General features: G+C 63.9%; 13 protein-coding genes. 5 read left to right on the top strand and 8 right to left on the bottom strand.

What is annotated here, in order from left to right; all coding sequences use genetic code 11:
• Window positions 1-5: 5 nt before the first annotated feature.
• The 4 genes from B5V02_RS13375 to B5V02_RS40585 are packed head-to-tail and all read right to left on the bottom strand — an operon-like array spanning window position 6 to window position 4,937.
• Window positions 6-941, bottom strand: a complete 936-nt coding sequence (locus B5V02_RS13375; protein WP_111544645.1) for a dimethyl sulfoxide reductase anchor subunit family protein — start codon at window positions 939-941, stop codon at window positions 6-8.
• A gap of 5 nt (window positions 942-946) precedes the next feature.
• Window positions 947-1,681, bottom strand: a complete 735-nt coding sequence (locus tag B5V02_RS13370) for a 4Fe-4S dicluster domain-containing protein (protein ID WP_111544644.1) — start codon at window positions 1,679-1,681, stop codon at window positions 947-949.
• Window positions 1,678-4,608: a molybdopterin oxidoreductase family protein gene (locus B5V02_RS13365; protein WP_167458487.1), complete on the bottom strand. Its 2,931-nt coding sequence runs from the start codon at window positions 4,606-4,608 to the stop codon at window positions 1,678-1,680. The genes B5V02_RS13370 and B5V02_RS13365 overlap by 4 nt, the downstream gene beginning before the upstream one ends.
• Window positions 4,605-4,937, bottom strand: a complete 333-nt coding sequence (locus tag B5V02_RS40585) for a hypothetical protein (RefSeq protein ID WP_167458480.1) — start codon at window positions 4,935-4,937, stop codon at window positions 4,605-4,607. The genes B5V02_RS13365 and B5V02_RS40585 overlap by 4 nt, the downstream gene beginning before the upstream one ends.
• Between B5V02_RS40585 and B5V02_RS13360 the strand changes: the two genes are divergently transcribed.
• A complete protein-coding gene (locus tag B5V02_RS13360) occupies window positions 4,887-5,795 on the top strand; it encodes a LysR family transcriptional regulator (RefSeq protein WP_111544643.1) in 909 nt (302 codons plus the stop codon). The two genes, B5V02_RS40585 and B5V02_RS13360, sit on opposite strands and share 51 nt — an antisense overlap.
• A gap of 10 nt (window positions 5,796-5,805) precedes the next feature.
• Here B5V02_RS13360 and B5V02_RS13355 read toward each other — a convergent pair whose 3' ends face one another.
• The 4 genes from B5V02_RS13355 to B5V02_RS13340 all read right to left on the bottom strand — a co-directional run bounded on the left by B5V02_RS13355 (window position 5,806) and on the right by B5V02_RS13340 (window position 13,288).
• Window positions 5,806-7,062, bottom strand: a complete 1,257-nt coding sequence (locus B5V02_RS13355) for an Hsp70 family protein (RefSeq protein ID WP_111544642.1) — start codon at window positions 7,060-7,062, stop codon at window positions 5,806-5,808.
• Window positions 7,063-7,283: 221 nt separating this feature from the next.
• Entirely contained in the window at window positions 7,284-8,075 is a 792-nt protein-coding gene (locus B5V02_RS13350) for a TIGR02186 family protein (protein ID WP_111544641.1), read from the bottom strand.
• Window positions 8,075-8,998, bottom strand: coding sequence for a sulfite exporter TauE/SafE family protein (locus B5V02_RS13345; protein ID WP_111544640.1), 924 nt, complete (start codon window positions 8,996-8,998; stop codon window positions 8,075-8,077). The genes B5V02_RS13350 and B5V02_RS13345 overlap by 1 nt, the downstream gene beginning before the upstream one ends.
• A 192-nt stretch (window positions 8,999-9,190) precedes the next feature.
• Entirely contained in the window at window positions 9,191-13,288 is a 4,098-nt protein-coding gene (locus B5V02_RS13340) for a peptidoglycan-binding protein (protein ID WP_111544639.1), read from the bottom strand.
• Window positions 13,289-13,743: 455 nt separating this feature from the next.
• On the opposite strand from B5V02_RS13340, the gene B5V02_RS13335 reads away from it, so the two are divergent.
• From B5V02_RS13335 to B5V02_RS13320, 4 genes are all read left to right on the top strand, one after another.
• Window positions 13,744-14,205, top strand: coding sequence for a MerR family transcriptional regulator (locus B5V02_RS13335; protein ID WP_095082335.1), 462 nt, complete (start codon window positions 13,744-13,746; stop codon window positions 14,203-14,205).
• Between the two features lie 275 nt (window positions 14,206-14,480).
• The gene (locus B5V02_RS13330) at window positions 14,481-16,271 is read left to right on the top strand and encodes an acyl-CoA dehydrogenase (RefSeq protein WP_111544638.1); all 1,791 of its coding nucleotides are present in this window, start codon (window positions 14,481-14,483) and stop codon (window positions 16,269-16,271) included.
• 50 nt (window positions 16,272-16,321) lie between these two features.
• Entirely contained in the window at window positions 16,322-17,494 is a 1,173-nt protein-coding gene (locus B5V02_RS13325; RefSeq protein ID WP_111544637.1) for an acyl-CoA dehydrogenase family protein, read from the top strand.
• Window positions 17,495-17,504: 10 nt separating this feature from the next.
• Window positions 17,505-17,906: a DUF4259 domain-containing protein gene (locus B5V02_RS13320; protein ID WP_111544636.1), complete on the top strand. Its 402-nt coding sequence runs from the start codon at window positions 17,505-17,507 to the stop codon at window positions 17,904-17,906.
• Window positions 17,907-17,929: the final 23 nt, after the last annotated feature.

Below are 17,929 nucleotides of genomic sequence, written 5' to 3'. Positions count from 1 at the left end.
GGTCTCTATCGGCCGTAGTAGAGGGTCACGGTGTGCTTCGCCTCGGCGAAGAACAGCCATCTTTCGACCAGCATGCCGGCGAACTGGACGATGGCTGCAAGGACCGACAGCATCGCCGCGAAGGGCCACGGCAGGGCGAATGCGGCGGCAAGCAGCAGGACGGGCAGGGCGAAGGCCAGAATCTGCGTGATCTGGCGCAGGCGCGCGCTGTACTTGCGCGCGATGCGGAACCCCATTTCCTTGAGCAGATAGTTCTCCTCGGTATGCGGCCATTCCAGCGATCGTACCGTGCCGCCGGCCAGCCCGGTCGCGGTATTGGCGGTGGTCGCGATGTCCAGCCGGTCATTGTAGCGCCAGGTCGCCAGCTTCCAGCCCCAGCCGAGCAGACCTAGCAGCACCGAGGCCGCCAGAAGGGTCTTCGAGCCGATAGCGAAACACTGCAGCAGCGCGTTCAACAGCACACTGCCGGTCATCGCCGAGAAGATCAGGTAGGCCGGCAAAGTGAAGCGGCTGTGCCACTGGGCGATCGGCTTCAGCGACGCATAGATCATGCCGGTGGTGCAGACGGTGACGACCGCGCCGATGGCTGCCAGCAACCCGGCGATGGCCACCCAGCCGCCGGCGCGGCCGAACAACACCCAGCCGATGCCGAACAGTCCCGCCGGGACAAAGGTGATGACAGAGGCAACGCCTTCGCGCGACAGCCATGAACTGCGCCATTGCGAGAACGCCCGCCAGGCGCGTTCGGGTCTGCCGAGATGACCGGTCGAGGACAGCAGTCCCGCCGCGATCAGGCCAAGCGCCAGGCCCATGCCGATGAGGCCCAGCCAGAAATCGGGCGGGATGATCTGGAAGCCTCCGAGCACCCCAAGCAGTGCAAGCAGCCCATAGCCGGCGCCCGTGGCGGTGGTGAAGAAGACGACGGAGAAGGCTGGATGCATGGATGTCAGTTCGAAAGCATGCGGTCGACCCAGCCAAGGAAGCCGCCTTCGGCACGCACCGGTTCGAGTGCCGGCGCGGCCACCGATGCGGCGCGCTTGGTGTGGGCGCGCGGCAGCAGGTATTTGTTGGTCGGGTGATAGCCGAGTTCCGGCATCAGGTCGACGCCGCCACGTTCCACCACCAGCTGGGAGACGGCCGACGCGGGATCGCCGAGATCGCCGAAATGCCGGGCGCTGGTCGGGCAGGCCGCGACGCAGGCCGGCACGCGGTCTTCCTGGGCCAGATTGTCATTGTAGATGCGGTCGACGCACAGCGTGCACTTCTTCATCACGCCGACATCGGTGTCGAATTCGCGCGCCCCATAGGGGCAGGCCCAGCTGCACAATTTGCAGCCGATGCACTTGTCCTCGTCGATCAGCACGATGCCGTCCGAGGCCCGCTTGTAGGAGGCGCCGGTCGGGCAGACCGTGACGCAGGCTGGCGTCTCGCAATGCAGGCAGGAGCGTGGGAAGTTCACGGTCCGCCCGCCCATCTCGGTGGTGTGCTCGTAGCTGTGGACGCGGTTGAACCAGACGCCGTCGACATGGCCGCCATAGGGGTCGATGTCGGTCAGCGGCGCCATGTGGCCGCCGGTGTTCCATTCCTTGCAGGCGGTGACGCAGGCCTGGCAGCCGACGCAGGTGTCGAGATCGATGACGAGGCCGAGCTTCTTGCCGCTTTGACTTGGCAGACAGGTCATTTTGCCGCCTCTCTTGCCCGGCGGAATTCAGCGCCGAAACTGAGCTTGTCGGGTGAGGGTTCGAAATGCGGCGGTTGCTGGAACCGCTCGAACTGCGGCTCGGTGAAGCCGGCTTCTTCGGCCGCGCATTTGACGATGCGCACGCGCAAATCGAACCACGCCGCCTGGCCGGTCACCGGGTCGGAATTCGAATAGCGCTTGCCGTTGGCGTCGGCCGAGGTCTGGTCGCCGATGATGTGGTTGAGCAGGAAGCCGCGATTGGATTCGGCGGCGTCATCCTTCAGACCCCAGCTGCCACGCCGCTTGCCGATCGCATTCCAGGTCCAGACCGTGCTTTCGTTCACCCCGTCGACCAGCTTGATCTGCCCCTTGACCTTGCCGTTGATGCTTTCGATCCACACCCAGTCGTCATCGACAAGGCCGAGACTGCTGGCGGTTTGGTGATGCACGAACAGCCGGTTCTGGCTGGTGATTTGTCTCAGCCACGCGTTCTGCGAGCCCCAGGAATGATACATATGCATCGGCCGCTGCGTCAGCGCATGCAGCGGATATCTTTCGAAGTCGACTGCCGCTTCCTCGAACGGCATGTACCAGAACGGCAGCGGGTCCATGTAGGTCTCGATACGCTGGCGGTTGCCCTTTGGCGGCACCACACGGCCATGGCCGCGCGCGGCGAGCCTGAAGCGCTGCAGAGGTTCTGAGTAGAGCTGGAAGACGATCGGCTCCGCCTTGGGGATGAAGCCCATCTGCACCGCGAAGTCGAGATAGGAGCGGTTGGCCATCTTGTAGTAGCGCTGGTCTTCAGCGAAATCCTGGTGCCAGAAACCGCCATTGTCGATGTAGCGCTGCAACTGGTCCGGATTAGCCTCGCCCGTGCCAAACGAGGCGCCATCCTTGCCACGCCAGCCAGCAAGCGGGCCGATGCCGGGCGTGCGCTCGTGGTTGACGATGTAGTCGGCATAGTCGCGGTATTTGGTGGAGCCATCGTCATCGACGAAGCCCGGCAGGCCAAGCCGCGCGCCGAGTTCGATCAGCACCGACTGGAACGGCCTGACATCGCGATCCGGCTCGACGACGGGATGGCGGATGGCGTCGCCCGGTCCGTCGGCATGGCTGATCGGCCGGTCGAGCAGGCTGATGCAATCATGCCGCTCGAGATAGGTGGTGTCCGGCAGCACGAGATCGGCGAATGGCACGGTCTCGGAATAGTAGGCGTCGGAATAGATGATGAAGGGGATCCTGTAGTTGCCCGCTTCGTCATGGTCGGTCAGCATGGCGATGGTCTCGACGGTGTTCATCGAGGAGTTCCAGGCCATGTTCGACATGTACATCAGCAGCGTGTCGATCGGGTACGGATCACCGGCCCAGGCATTGCGGATGACGGTGTGCATCAGGCCATGTGCCGCCAGCGGCGCGTCCCAGGAATAGGCCTTGTCGATGCGAACAGGCGTGCCGGCCTCGTCGACCAAAAGGTCGTCCGGCCCGCAGACGAAGCCGAGCGGGATTCCGTCGAGCGGCGTCATCGGCTTGACGGTCTTGCCCGCCGGCTTTGGGCCCGGCGGTGCCGATCTGGGGTAGGGTGGCTTGAAGCGGAAGCCGCCGGGAACATCCACGGTGCCGAGCAGCACCTGCAAGAGATGGATGGCGCGGCAGGTATGAAACCCGTTCGAATGGGCGGAGATGCCGCGCATGGCATGCATCGAGACAGGCCGCCCCTTGATCGTCTCGTGCCTTCGCCCGGCCCAATCGGTCCAGGCGACCGGCAGTTCGATCGTCTGTTCGAAGGCGACATGGGCAAGCTCGGCGGCGATCCTGCGGATCGTGTCGGCAGGAATGCCGCAGCGCTCCGCGACCGCATCGGGTGCGTAGCTCTCATCGAGGTAGCGGTCGGCGATGAGCTGGAACACGGGCACGCAGCGGCGGCCGTCGACGATGGAGCTGCCCGTCAGTGCAGGCTTGGCCTCGGTATCGGTGGCGCTGACCGGTCTCTTCGCAACCCTGTCCCAGGCCAGCGGATTGCCGTCGGCGTCACGCACGAACAGCCCGTCATCGGCAGCATTCGGCTCCTGGATGACGAGCAAATGGGCATTGGTGTAGCGCAGGAGGTAGTCGAGATCGACGCGGCCGGCCTTCAGCAATTCGTGGATGAGGGCGAACACGAACAGGCCATCGGTGCCGGGCCGGATGCCGATCCAGTCGTCGGCAATGGCGTTGTAACCGGTCCGGCACGGATTGATCGAAACCACCTTGGCGCCGCGCGCCTTGAGCTTGCCGAGGCCGATCTTGATCGGGTTGGAATCGTGATCCTCGGCGACGCCGAACAGCATGAAGTATCTGGTGTTGTCCCAGTCGGGTTCGCCGAACTCCCAGAACGAGCCGCCGATCGTATAGAGGCCGCCGGCCGCCATGTTGACCGAACAGAAGCCGCCATGGGCGGCGAAGTTCGGCGTGCCAAACTGGCTTGCCCACCAGCCGGTCAAGGATTGCGATTGGTCGCGGCCGGTGAAGAAGGCCAGTTTTTTGGGGTCGGTCCGGCGGATGGCCGAAAGCCGTTCCGTCGCGATGGAGAAGGCTTCCTCCCATTCGATCTCCCGGAATTCTCCCGAGCCGCGCGGACCGGTGCGCTTGAGCGGCTTCTTCAGCCTTGCCGGGCTGTAGTGCTGCATGATGCCGGAGCTGCCCTTGCCGCAGATCACGCCGCGATTGACCGGATGGTCCTTGTTGCCGTTGATGTAGCGGACCTTGCCGTCCTTGATGTGCACGTCGATGCCGCAGCGGCATGCGCACATGTAGCAGGTCGTCTTGGCGATGCTGTCTGAGATATCCGGCGAGGTGTCGACGCCGTCGCCTTCATCGGGTGCGCGCGTGTCGGCAAGCGGACGTTGCGATGGTGCCGAATTTGCGCCGCGTGGCGGTCGGTGCATCATGATCCGGTGGTGCCTGCGCGGCCGGCGGATTTGGCTCGTGTCTTCGGCCCGGGGCCGCGCATGTAGTGCTCTTCCGGGTGGTATCGGTCACCGACCAGCCGCCGCCGGATGCCGCGGGTCCAATGGGCAAGCAGGGATCTGAACCGCCCGATCATTTTGTTCTCTGCGATTCGATGGCGAATTTTTTCTAACTTCACCCGAAAACGTAGGATAAAGCTATCGATCTGTCTAATCAGTTGTTCTTGTAAATTCGATCGATATTGGTTCTTAATGCGCGCATGACCTTGGACCAATTGCGGATTTTCGTCGCCGTTGCCGAGCGCGGTCACATGACCAAGGCGGCGGAGCTGCTGGGCATTTCCCAGTCGGCCGCGTCGGCCGCCATCCGCGCGCTTGAAGAGCAGCACGGCGTCCATCTGTTCAACCGGGTCGGCCGCAACATCGAGCTCGCCCAGACCGGGCATCGGTTCCTGCCCGAGGCCAAGGCTGTGCTGGAGCGGGCGGCCGCCGCGCGCAATGTGCTTGAGCATGTCTCGCAGACAGTCACTGGCAGCCTCTCGATCGCCGCCAGCCAGACCATCGCCAGCTATTGGCTGCCGCGCCGGCTGGCTTCCTTCCACGAAGCCTATCCCGCCGTCAGGTTGAGCGTCACCATCGGCAACACCAGGCAGGTCGAGGCCAATGTCCTCGATGGCGCGGCGGATCTCGGTCTGGTCGAGGGGCGCACGGAATCCGATATCCTGCGCCGCGCCAAGGTCGACGTCGACAGGCTGATGCTGGTCGTTGCCAGCGCCCATCCGGAGATCGCCGAAGTCTCGCAGGGCCGGCCCGACATCAAGGGCCTGCGCTGGATCATCCGCGAGGGCGGTTCAGGTACGCGCGAAGTGCTGGAGGATCTGGCCCGTCGCGAAGGAATTTCGCTCGCCGATCTGCAGATATTCCTGGTGCTGCCGAGCAACGAGGCGATACGCCAGGCGGTCGAGGCGGGGGCCGGCGCCACCATCATCTCGGAGCTTGTCGTGGCGCGCGCCGTCGCTGAGGGCACCCTGCGGTCGGTGCCGTTCGAATTGCCGAAACGCGACTTCGCCATGATCACCCATCGCGATCGTCAGGCAAGCCTGGCCCAGATGGCGCTCAAGGCGCATCTCGGCGCCAGCGCCGATCAAACAGTGCCCGCCCGCCTGTGAGTGGGCCGTGTCAGCCAAACTTCCGCTGAGCGTCGAGCGCCAGGCCAAGCCCGACCGAGCCGAACATGTCGCCGTCGATGACGGATGCCTGCGGCACCAGCGACAGGATCTCTCGTCTTGCCAGCGGGATCGCGGTCGAGCCGCCGGTCAGGAACACCGCGGTGATATCGGATGGCTTGACCTGGGCGTCGCGGATGGTCTGTCCGACCGTTGCGGTGACCCGCTCGATGTCCCTGGCAATCGTGGCGTCCAGGCCAATACGCGTGATTTCGGCGGCGAACGCCGCGCCCGGCAGCTTCACCGCCACGTCAGCGGATGATCTGTCGGTCAGCTCGATCTTGGCCTTTTCGACAAGTGCTGCCAGCGCATGTCCATAGCGATGCTCGACGATGTGGATAAAGCGGTCGACCAGGTCGGCGCGCACCGCCTCGTAGCGGATCTGGCGCAGATGCGTCATCGCCTTGGCGGTGTAGACCAGGTTGATGCGCTGCCATGTCGCGAGATCGATGAAGTAGCTGGCCGGCAGATTGCGCTTGCCGTCCTTGGTCGGGGTCAGGTAGCCGAGCTGCGGCATCACATGGGCGATGCTCAACAGCCGGTCGAAATCCGTGCCGCCGATATGGATGCCGCGGCTGGCCAGGATGTCGTCCTTGCGGTCAAGCAACCGCGAGCGCTGCGGTGAGACGCGCACGATCGAGAAGTCCGACGTGCCGCCGCCCATGTCGACGATCAGCGCCAGTTCCTCGCGCGTCACCTTCTGCTCGTAGTCGAGCGCCGCCGCGATCGGCTCGAACTGGAAGGCGATGTGTTTGAAGCCCTGCGCACGCGCGGCCTTTTCGAGTTCGCCCTGGGCGTTTGCATCGGCTTCAGGATCGTCGTCGACGAACTGCACCGGGCGGCCGAGCACCACCGTCTCGACCGCGCCCCCGGCATCTTCCTCCAGCTTTTTGCGGAGATGGCCGAGGAACAGGCCGACGATCTCCATGAAGCCGATCGAGCGGGCCTTGATGCGGGTCTTCTCGTGGGCAAGCGAACTGCCGAGCACGCTCTTCAGCGAGCGCATCAGCCGGCCTTCGATGCTGTCGGTGTAGTTGGCGATGGCATGGCGTCCGAAACAGGTGCGGTTGTCCTCGAAGTTGAAGAACACGGCACTGGGTAGCGTGACCTGGCCATCTTCAAGCGCGACGAGGCGCGGCTGCCCGTTGCGGACCACGCCAACGGTAGAGTTTGAAGTGCCAAAGTCGATACCGCCGAATGCTGGTCGCATGGCAAGTTTCCTGTATTTTGTCTTTTGGGGAGCGGCAGCTCGTGTCCGGTCGGGCCGGGGGCGTGCTCTAACGCATGACGCCGGAAAGGGAAACCTTTTTCGGAAAAAAGGTCCGGCGCTTAAAGCGCGTTGCGTCGAAACGGATTCATGCGACGCGCTTTAAGTCTTTGTTTCTATGCATGTCGTTGTCTCAAAACGGGGCCACTTTTGAGCGACACGCATTAATCCTTTCGGAAGATCACCCTTCCGAGCCAGCCCGTCAGCATGGCCAGCGATATCGCGAAGACGCCATAGAGGAAGGAATAATTGTGTGCGACACGGAAGATCGACTGCTCGAAACCGGATTTGCGGATTTCGAGCTGGGCCGAGCTTTCCTTGATGAACACGCCGCTCTTGAACAGGAAGGCGCGCGCCTTGTGGGTGCCGACCGGAACATTCGGCGCCAGCCTGACGGTGGCGCGGAACAGGTTCTGCGACAGGAATTGCACGCCGCCGACATTCTCGCTGTAGAGGCCGGTCGCTGTTTTGCGACTGCGCAGCGCCGCGGTGAATTCCTCGATGGTCGCCGGGCTGTCGCCGTCGTCGGCCGGCTGCATGTAGAGGTTGGAGGCGCCGAGCGACAGCTGCCTGTAGCTGTTCGGTTCGGTGATGTCCTGCAGCGGCCGCGTCGTGGCCACCGAATAGGACATCGGCACATTCTCGAAGGTTTCGGACTCCAGATTGACCCAGACGCCGAGCACCCGGTCCTTGCGGCGCACCACCACCGGGCGCGGCGGACCCTCGAGCACGACGATGACATCGTATCTGCCTTGGCGGGCAACCAGCGGGTCGGGATTTTCCAGCGAGCCGAAAATGGTCAGGTCGGCGCCGGAAAAGCCGGCGGTGATCGAGACATTGTCGGTGGAGAGCCCGATCTGGATACCTTCTACCGGTGGCGTCTGTGCCTTGGCCGGCACGGTGGCCGTAAGCAACGACAGGAGAATGGCGGTTGCGAACGCTTTCGGACCCGTCATCAGTTGAGGCCCGCGGAGGACAGCGAATAGAGATTGGGCGGGGTGACGAAGAGATCGATGGCGAGCCGGATCGCCACCGCCAGCACCAGCAGCGCCAGCAACGCCCTGAGCTGCTCGCCGCGCAGCCTCTGGCCGGCCTTGGCGCCATATTGCGCGCCGGCAACGCCGCCCGCCATCAACAGGAAGGCCAGCACGACATCGACCGTCTGGTTGGTGGTGGCGTGGACCAGCGTGGTGTAGGCGGAGGTGAAGATGATCTGGAACAGCGAAGTGCCGATGACGACGTTGGTCGGCACTTTCAGCAGATAGATCAGCGCCGGCACCATGATGAAGCCGCCGCCGACGCCCATGATCGACGACAGGAAGCCGATGCCGGCGCCAAGGCCAAGCACCGGGATGACGCTGACGAACAGTTTCGAGGCCCTGAACCGCATCTTCAGCGGCAAGCGGTGGATCCAGTTGTGCTGGCCGGATTTCTTCAGCACCGGCGCGGCGCCGCTGCGCGTGGCGCGCAGCGCATTGACGCTTTCGACCAGCATCAGCCCGCCGACAGTGCCGAGCAGCACGACGTAAAGCAGCGAGATGAACAGGTCGAGCTGGCCGAGCCTGCGCAGGAAGGCGAAGACGAAGATACCGCCGGTGGAGCCGACGATGCCGCCGGCCAGCAAGACGCCGCCGAGCTTGAAGTCGAGCGTGCCTCGCTTCATGTGCGAAAGGACGCCGGAGAAGGAGGAGGCGATGACCTGGTTGGCGCCGGTGGCGACCGCGATCGCCGGGGGGATGTTGTAGAAGATCAGCAGCGGCGTGATGAGGAAGCCGCCGCCGACGCCGAACATGCCCGACAGGAAGCCCACTGCCGCACCCATGGCCAGCAGCACGAAGACGTTGACGGAAATTTCCGCGATCGGGAGATAGATGCCCACCCGTCAGTCTCGATCAGTTCTGCCTGTCGGTGAATGCAACCGTTGCGGGCATCTTGACCCGACAAGCCAATTTGTTCTTGCGCTGGAGGTGCAACGAAGTCAAACCGCGTCGCGCCGCCGAAACAAAAAACAACTCAATCAGTTAACAGGCAAATGTGTGGCAAGGGCGTCGTGGAAGCGACGCATCTGCCGTTATTTGCGCGCCAGCAGCGCCTTGACCAGTTTTTCATCGACCGTGCCGGTCGCCGGCAGCTTGTTATCGGTCTGGAAAGCCATGATCGCGGTCTTCGTCTTCTGGCCCATCTTGCCGTCGGCGTCGCCCGCATCGTAGCCATTCTTGTTGAGAATGCGCTGGATGTTCTGGACGGCCTTCTTCATGTCGACGCTGGCGGTCGTCTGCGGCGTGCCGTCCTGCCAGGATTCGGGAATGTCGACCGAATTGGCTGCCGCATCCAGCGACTTGGCCTTCCACAGTTCGGCTGCGGCGCGGGCGCGTTCGAGCTGCTCGGGCCGCATCGCATTGGCGATCTCGTCGCGCTTGGCCGCCGCATCCTTGTCGCCGGTCTTGGCGACGAGCGCGAACCATTTGTAGGATTCCTCGAGGTTCTGCTTCATGCCGACACCTTTGGCAGCGAGGATGCCGAGGTTGAACTGGCTGTCCTTGACGCCGACGTCTGCCGCCGCCTGGAACCAGTGCGCGGCCGACTCATTGTCGGTGACGCCATCCGCAGCCATGGCGAACAGCACGGCCAGATTGTGCATGGCGCTGGCGTTACCCTGCTCGGCGGCGAGCTGGTACCAGGTCTTCGCCTTCTTGATATCGCGCGCGACGCCAATGCCCTTCTCGAAGAAATTGCCGATGCGGTATTCGGCCGGCGCGAAGCCGAGTTCCGCCGACTTCTCGTACCATTTGGCGGCTGCCGCCATGTCTTCCTTGACGCCGCGCGACTCGGCGTAGCGCGAACCGACCTCGAACAACGCCTTGGCGTCGCCATTGCCGGCAGCATCGCGCAAGGCGACCGGGCCGACGTCGGTGGGAATGTCGAACTTGGCCGTCGCCGCCGCTGGCGAAGCGTCCGCCGGCGGAACCGCGCCAGTGGTGTCCTTGGCGGTGGTCGGTTCGGCCACATCAGGCTGGGTGCCGGTATCGGCATCGGTCGCTTCCGCGGCGACAGGAGCCGGACCAGCCAGGACCGCAGCAGCCGAAGCTGTCGTGTCGGACGCCGCCGGGCTCGCATCGGCGGGCGTCGCCGAAGCAGCAGGCGCGGGAGCCGGCTCGGCTGTCGGCGCTGCATCCATCGACGGCTCGATGCCTGGCGGCGTGGCCATCGTGCCTTGCGCGGCCATGTCATCCTTGGCTGCCGGTTCGGACGGCTCGGCCTGTCTGACGGCACGGGCCGGCGCGCTTTCCACGGCCTGGGGGTGAATGTCCGTCTTCGGCTGGCTAGGGGCATCGACCGAGGCGGTTTGCACCGGTTGCGAGGCGGCGATCGGCGCGACGTCGTTGCTCGCCACCTGCGCGGGATCGGCGAAGAAGGCCTTGCCCAACTGCAGGCCGGCAAGCGCCAGCATGATTGCGGCGGCCGCCATCAGGATCGGCTTGCGCCGCGCCTTGAGCAGGTCGCCGATCCGCAGCGCCTTCACCGGTCCGGTCATCGTTGACTGGCGCTTCAGGGCATCGGCTTCGGCGGCGGCGGCCTGCGCCGCGCGCCTGGCGGCGGCGATGAAGTCCGACTTGGCGGCATCAGTGGTGTCGCTGGGCTTGGCCGGCTGGCCGCGCTCGTCGCGCACGCGCTTCATGATGGCATTGAGGTCAGGCGCGCCAGAGCCTGGCTCCAGCGGCCGGTTGGCCATTTTCGGATCGAGCGGTTCGTCGAGGTCGACGCTCGGTGTCGGGGCAGTCGGCGCCGAGCCGGCCAGCGGCGGGATGTCCGCCTCCTTCTTGCCCTTGAATGCGCGTGCCAGCCCGCTGAACAACGATTTGCGGCCGCCTGCCTGTTCGCTTTTCTCGGCGATCGTGTCGGAACTGAGAGCGGCCATGGCCGCGGCAGCGGCGGCCTCGGCCGGCGAGCGCGTGCCCAGGTCGCCACGCATACCCAGGTCGCCACGCGTGCCCAGGTCGCCACGCATACCCAGGTCGCCACGCGTACCCAGGTCGCCACGCATGCCTGGTTCATTTCGCGAACCCGGCTCATCACGCAGGATGGCGGCGGCGCGGCCATCGAGATCGGCCATGTCCCCGGTCAGCGGCATCGGCTGATCGATATCCATCGACGGCGCATCGACGGCCATCTTGGACCGCCGCGCGCCGCGCCGGCTGTTCGGTTCGACCACCGCCGCATCCAGGAGTTCGCTCACCGCCTCGACCGGTTCGCCGGGTTCCAGCGAACCCAGCCGATCGACGATCTTGAGCAACGTGTCGTGGATGGCTTCGAACGTTCTCGAATTGCGCTCGTCCGAGCGCCGCGTCAGCGTTTCGAGTGTCTTCAGATCCTGGGCGAGGCCGGAAACGGCCGTCGTGTTGGCGCTCGAACCGGCCAGCGAACGCACTGCGTTCTCGGCCGCTTCGCGCGCCGCGCCGAGGATGGAATCGCGGGTTCCCGCCAGCGACTTCTCGATCTCGTTGAGACGCGGGCTGATGTCCTCGAATTCCGGCAGCGGCGTGCTGGGCCTTGAAAGGTGGGCGGACAGGCCGGCGACCTGCGCCTCCAGGCTGCGGATCAGCGCCGGATCGATGCCGGCCACCTGCGCGGCCGATGCATCCAGCCGGCTTGAAATGTCTTCGAGCCGGCTTTCCAGGCCGCGGATCGCCGCTTCGCCTGCGGGATCGGGAACACGCGTTTCCATGCGCTTGGCCAACGCGGTGAAGCGGGCGTCGATGGCTTCCATGATGCCGGCGCTGTCGACTTGCGGCATGCGCTGGTCCAGCCTGTCGGCAACCTCGTCAAGCCGCCGCTCGAGATCGCGGAACAGCATGTTGCCCTGTTCGATGGCGTCACCCTGGCGACGTTCCATCATGCCCGACAGCACGTCGAAGCGTTGTTCCAGGCCATGGAAGATATAGTCGGCGTCGGGCATGGCAGGCGCCTGGTCGATCTTGTCCGCGATGAGCGCGATCTGCTTGGCCAGGCGCTCCATCGCCTGCTCGGGCAGGTTGGCGCGGCCGGCGAGATCGTCGACGCGGCTCGACAGCGTGCTCAGCCGATCCATGACCGCATTGCCCGGGCGATCCTGCGCCACTTCCTCGATCTGTTGGGCAAGCGAGTCGATCCGCTTCTCGATGCGCTCGAAAGCCTCGTGGTCGAATGAATTGGCTTGCGCGGCGACCGTCGAGGCGACGATGGCGCGGGAAATCTCGTCCAGCCGCTCGTCGATCATGCCAAGCGTGTCGCTGCCGCGATTGTCCTGCTGGCTGGCGAAATGATCGACGGCGCCGGCAAGGGTGCGGACTTTTTCCTCGAGCGAGCGCAGCGACAGCGATTCCGGCAGGTTGTTGACGGCGTTGCTGATCTGCTCCAGCCGGTCGGTCAGCATCGACAGGCCGGGGTCGTCGGAGCGCTTGCGCTGGTCGGCATCGACGCGATCCTCGAAGGCTGTCCAGCGGCGATCGAAATCGTCCCAGCGGCGATCGACCTTCTGCACGCTCTCTTCGCGCGCCAGCGTGTCGAGCGCGGCCTTGACCTGCTCGAGCTCGAGCCGCAGCATGTTGACGCTTCTGTCGTCGCTCTTCTCGGCCAGTGTCTGGATGGCGCCGGAGAGCCGTTCGAATTCAAGGCCGAGTTCGGCGCTGCCCTTGGCCGAGGCGCCAGGCTTGGCGCTCGACTGGAAAGCCCGCTCGATGTCCTTGCGCAGCGCTTCGAATTCCCGCTGCAGCCCGGCCGTCATCTGGTGGCGCAGTTCCTCGCGCATGCCGCGCAACTCGCCGGCGATCTTGCCAACCATGGCAACGCCGTCTTCCTGGCCGCGCACGCGATCGATGTCGCGGGCGATGGCCTGGTAATTCTGCCCGAAAGCGGCGGCGGGCTGCATCGGGCTCTTCGGGCGCGGCGCCGGCTGCGGATCCTCGTACCAGCGCTGCTGCCTGGAGGGTTGGCCAGAGGGTTGGGCTGCTGGATAGCGCGCGTCGGCCCCGTATTGGCGGGGCTCCGGACGTGCCATCGGGTCCTCGCGCGTACGCTCCAGCCGCTGTTCCAGCGTTTCGAGGGAACGGTTCAACTGCTCGAGCGTGGTCTGCGACCTGCGCTGCCTGCCGGCGTTGAGTGTATCGAGGTAGGACCGCTTGCTATTCATCGGTGCGTCCGTCTTTCAGAATGGCTGGCTCGCGGCCAGATTCCCCCAAGTCCCTGTCGGAACGAGGCGACAGCGGCCATGCCGCGGTGGAAGACGAGCTTCCCGGGTTCTCACCCGCGCTCCGAAAAACCGTGAAAAATTCGATACAGGATAACCACGGGTAGCCGACGCGCCCACATTTCGCCCAACGTGGTAAACAACGCGTTAACCAAACTTAAGAAGTTGCAAGGATGTCGGATGCCGGCCTGACGGTGCGGCATAAAGCTCGTCGCGCAGAACGCCCTTGCGTCATGAGGCGGCTATCGGTATAGAATTGACGTAAACGTAAAAGACGCATCGAGCGTGCTGTTTGCGATTTGTTTGTTGAAACCACGACCGGAAGCAAGCCCCCGCTTCCAGTCAGGCGACGCACGGTCCAGGACCGCGACGCCACCAGACGGGGAAAGCCAGTGACCATGAAGCTTATCTCGGCCGGCGAGACCGCGGCCAATACCAACAATATGTCTGTCGAAACCGGCGAGGACCTTGTCCGCATCGGCGAGATGGCCAAGAAATATGGAGTGACGCTGCGCACGCTGCGTTTCTATGAAGACAAGGGCCTGCTTAACCCGCAGCGCGACGGTTCGACCCGTCTCTACACGCGCCGCGACAAGGCCCGGCTGAAGCTGATCCTGCTTGGCCGCAAGGTCGGGTTCTCGCTGCGCGACGTCAAGCAGATGATGGACCTCTACGATCCGACCGGCTCCAACACCAAGCAGCTGCGGCTGGCGCTGGACAAGTCGGAAAAGCAGCTTGCCCGCCTGCAGAAGCAGCGGGCGCTGATCGACGACGCCATCAACGAGCTGAGCGGCTCGATGTCGGCGGTGCGCCAGATGCTGGCCGAGCGTTCGGCGCCGCAGGCGAGCGTCGCGGGCTAAGTCATCCGCCGATTGTCTGACTATCAAAGCCGCGTGGCCCTGCCGCGCGGCTTTTCGTCGTCTTGGCCGCGCCCCAATGCAGCCTTTCGGCGCTAGCTTGTGCAACGCCGCGCCGCTACGTTCACCGCGCGGTGGGCGGGAAATCTTGTCGCATCGAAAAAATTGACGTTTACGCAAACGTCAATTTTTGCTATCCCGCTAGCAACATGGGTCCGCATGCCACCCTGGCTGACTTCGGGGGCTTTCGGATCAGGTCTGCAGGGTGGAGAAAAAGCATGCCGACATACAGGGCTCCGGTCCAGGATACGCTGTTCGTGCTCAACGAGGTGCTGGGCTATCAGCGCTATTCGAACCTTCCAGGATTTTCCGACGCCACGCCCGATGTTCTGGAGGCTATCCTCGCCGAAGGCGCCAAGCTCGCCGAAAACGTCATGCATCCGCTGAACCGTGTCGGCGACATGGAAGGCTGCGTGCGCCATGACGACGGCTCGGTGACGACGCCGAAAGGTTTCAAGGAGGCCTTCGACCAGTATCGTGAGGGTGGCTGGATGGGCCTGGCCGCACCGGTGGAGTTCGGCGGCCAGGGTCTGCCCTACGCCGTGCACACCGCCGTCGCCGAATATATGGTGTCGGCCAACATGTCGCTGATGATGTATCCGGGCCTGACGCAAGGCGCGATCGCGGCGATCATCACCCACGGCACCGACGAGCAGAAATCCAAATGGCTGCCGAAGATGGTTGAGGGCGCCTGGACCGGCACCATGAACCTGACCGAGCCGCATTGCGGTACCGATCTTGGCCTGCTGCGCACCAAGGCGGTGCCCAATGGCGATGGCACCTACAAGATTTCAGGCCAGAAGATCTTCATCTCGGCCGGCGAGCACGACATGTCGGACAACATCGTGCATCTGGTGCTGGCCCGCATCGAAGGCGCACCGGAAGGTGTCAAGGGCATCTCGCTGTTCATCGTGCCGAAGCTCAAGCTCGACGCATCGGGCAATCCGGGCAACAGGAACACTGTCTCCTGCGGCTCGATCGAGGAGAAGATGGGCATCCACGGCAATTCGACCTGCGTCATGAACTATGACGAGGCCGAAGGCACGCTGCTCGGCGAGGCCAATGGCGGCTTGAAGGCGATGTTCACGATGATGAACGAGGCGCGGCTTGGTGTCGGCCTGCAAGGGCTGTCGCTGTCGGAGATCGCCTACCAGAACGCCGTCGCTTACGCCAAGGACCGCTTGCAGGGCCGCTCGCTGTCGGGGCCGAAGGCGCCGGACAAGAAGGCCGACCCGATCATCGTCCATCCCGACATCCGCCGCAGCCTGATGACCATGAAGGCCTTCAACGAGGCCGGCCGCGCGCTGGCGCTGTGGACGGCGATCAAGTCCGACATCGCCCACCGCTCCGCTGACGACAAGGACCGCCAGGTCGCCGACGACTACACCGGCCTGATGACGCCGGTGGTCAAGGGCGTGCTGACCGACAAGGGGTTCGACCACGCCGTGATGGCGCAGCAGGTGTTCGGCGGTCATGGTTACATCGAAGAGCACGGCATGAGCCAGTTCGTGCGCGATGCCCGCATCGCCATGATCTATGAAGGCGCCAACGGCATCCAGGCGCTCGACCTCGTCGGCCGCAAGCTCGGTTTGAATGGCGGCCGCGCCGTGCAGGCCTTCTTCAAGGAGGTCGGCGAATTCTGCGAGGAAAACCGTTCCGACGAGAAGATGGCGCCGTTCACCAAGGCGCTGAAGAAGGGCCTCAACGATCTGCAGGCGGCGACCATGTGGCTGCTGCAGAACGGCATGGCCAAGCCCGACAATGCGGGTGCCGCCTCGACCGATTTCATGCATCTCTTCGGCCTTGTCGCGCTGGGCTACATGTGGGCGCAGATGGCCAAGGCAGCACTTGGCAAGACGGGCGCCAACGGCTCCCAGTCCTTCTACGACAACAAGGTTGTGACCGCGCGCTTCTTCATGGAGCGGATCATGCCGGAGACCGGCGCTCACCTCGCCCGCATTTCGAGCGGTGCCGATACGCTGATGGCTCTGCCGGCGGAAGCGTTCTAAGCTCGAACGCCGGCACCGCCGGCCTTGTCTGTCGATGCGCGGAGGAAATCGTGGCGACAAATCCCGCCGAAGTGCTCTCTTTGCCGAAGCCCGCCTGGGCGGCGGATGAGGTCGGCATGCTCTACGACATGGCGCACCGCTTCATGTCGGAGGAGATCGCGCCGCGTTACGACGAATTCGAGAAGAACGAGATGGTCGACCGCGAGAGCTGGTTGAAGGCGGGTGCTGCCGGTCTGCTCTGCGCCTCGATGCCGGAGGAATATGGCGGCTCCGGCGGTACCTTCGCGCATGAGAGTGCCATCATCGAGGCCATCGGCCATGTCGGTGTCGATGGTTTCGGCATCGGCCTGCACAATTCGATCGTCGCCCCTTACGTCCTTCACTACGGTTCGGAAGAGCAGAAGAAGAAATGGCTGCCGAAGCTTGCGACCGGCGAACTGATCGGCGCCATCGCCATGACCGAGCCCGGTGCCGGCTCCGACCTGCAAGGCGTCAAGACGCGGGCGCAGAAGGATGGCAACCAGTACAAGATCAACGGCTCCAAGACCTTCATCACCAATGGCCAGCTTGCCAACTTCATCATCGTCGTCACCAAGACCGATCCGGAGAAGGGCGCCAAGGGCACCTCGCTGATCGTCGTCGAGACCGATGAGGTCGAAGGCTTCCAGCGTGGCCGCAACCTCGACAAGATCGGGCTGAAAGCCAACGACACCTCGGAACTGTTCTTCAACGATATGCGCGTGCCGACCTCCAACCTGCTCGGCCATGAGGAAGGGCAGGGCTTTGTCCAGCTGATGCAGCAATTGCCGCAGGAGCGGCTGCAGATCGGCACCGGCGCGATTGCCATGATCGAGCGGGCGCTGGCGCTGACCATCGACTACGTCAAGGAGCGCAAGGCGTTCGGCAAGGCGATCATCGATTTCCAGAACACCCAATTCAAGCTGGCCGAGCTCAAGACCGAAGCGACCATCGGCCGCGTCTTCTACAATGATTGCGTGACCCGCCACATCGCCGGTGGCCTCGATCCGGTGACCGCGTCGATGGCCAAATACTGGCTCAGCGACCTGCAGGGAAAAGTCGTCGACGAATGCCTTCAATTGCATGGCGGCTATGGCTACATGAATGAATATCCGATCGCCCGCATGTTCCGCGACGCTCGCGTCCAGCGCATCTACGGCGGCACCAACGAGATCATGAAATTGCTGATTGGGCGGAGCCTTTAGGATAGCAATTATGGGCGCATGGGGTTTCAAGATTTTCGAAAACGATGACGCAGCGGATTTCGTCGCCGAATTTGAGAACAGTGGCGCCGTCGCTGTTGCAGGCGCGCTCGATGTGGCTTGCAACAATCTGGACTACATCGAGGCTCCGGATGGCTCGGTTGCACTGGCCGCCGCTGCAATTGTCGCCGCAGCTAGCGGGAAGTCCGAGTTCTTGTCGGAACCCGCAGAAACAGCATTGCGAACTGTCTCGAACTGGCAAGCTTTGAGTGGATTGAAGGGCAAGGCAATCCAGGCAGTCGAATGCGTGAGCAGCCCTAACTCTGAACTCATGGAACTCTGGGCTGAAGCCGCTCCTGCTGATGCAGCCAACTTCAAGAACGAACTGAATCGCCTGCGTGCGGCTTTGCGTTAAAGCAAGCCTTAGACGGCACCACA

Origin of the sequence: Mesorhizobium kowhaii (assembly GCF_003253745.1) — a bacterium.
GTDB lineage: Bacteria > Pseudomonadota > Alphaproteobacteria > Rhizobiales > Rhizobiaceae > Mesorhizobium > Mesorhizobium kowhaii.
This window is presented reverse-complemented; position numbering and strand designations above follow the sequence as displayed.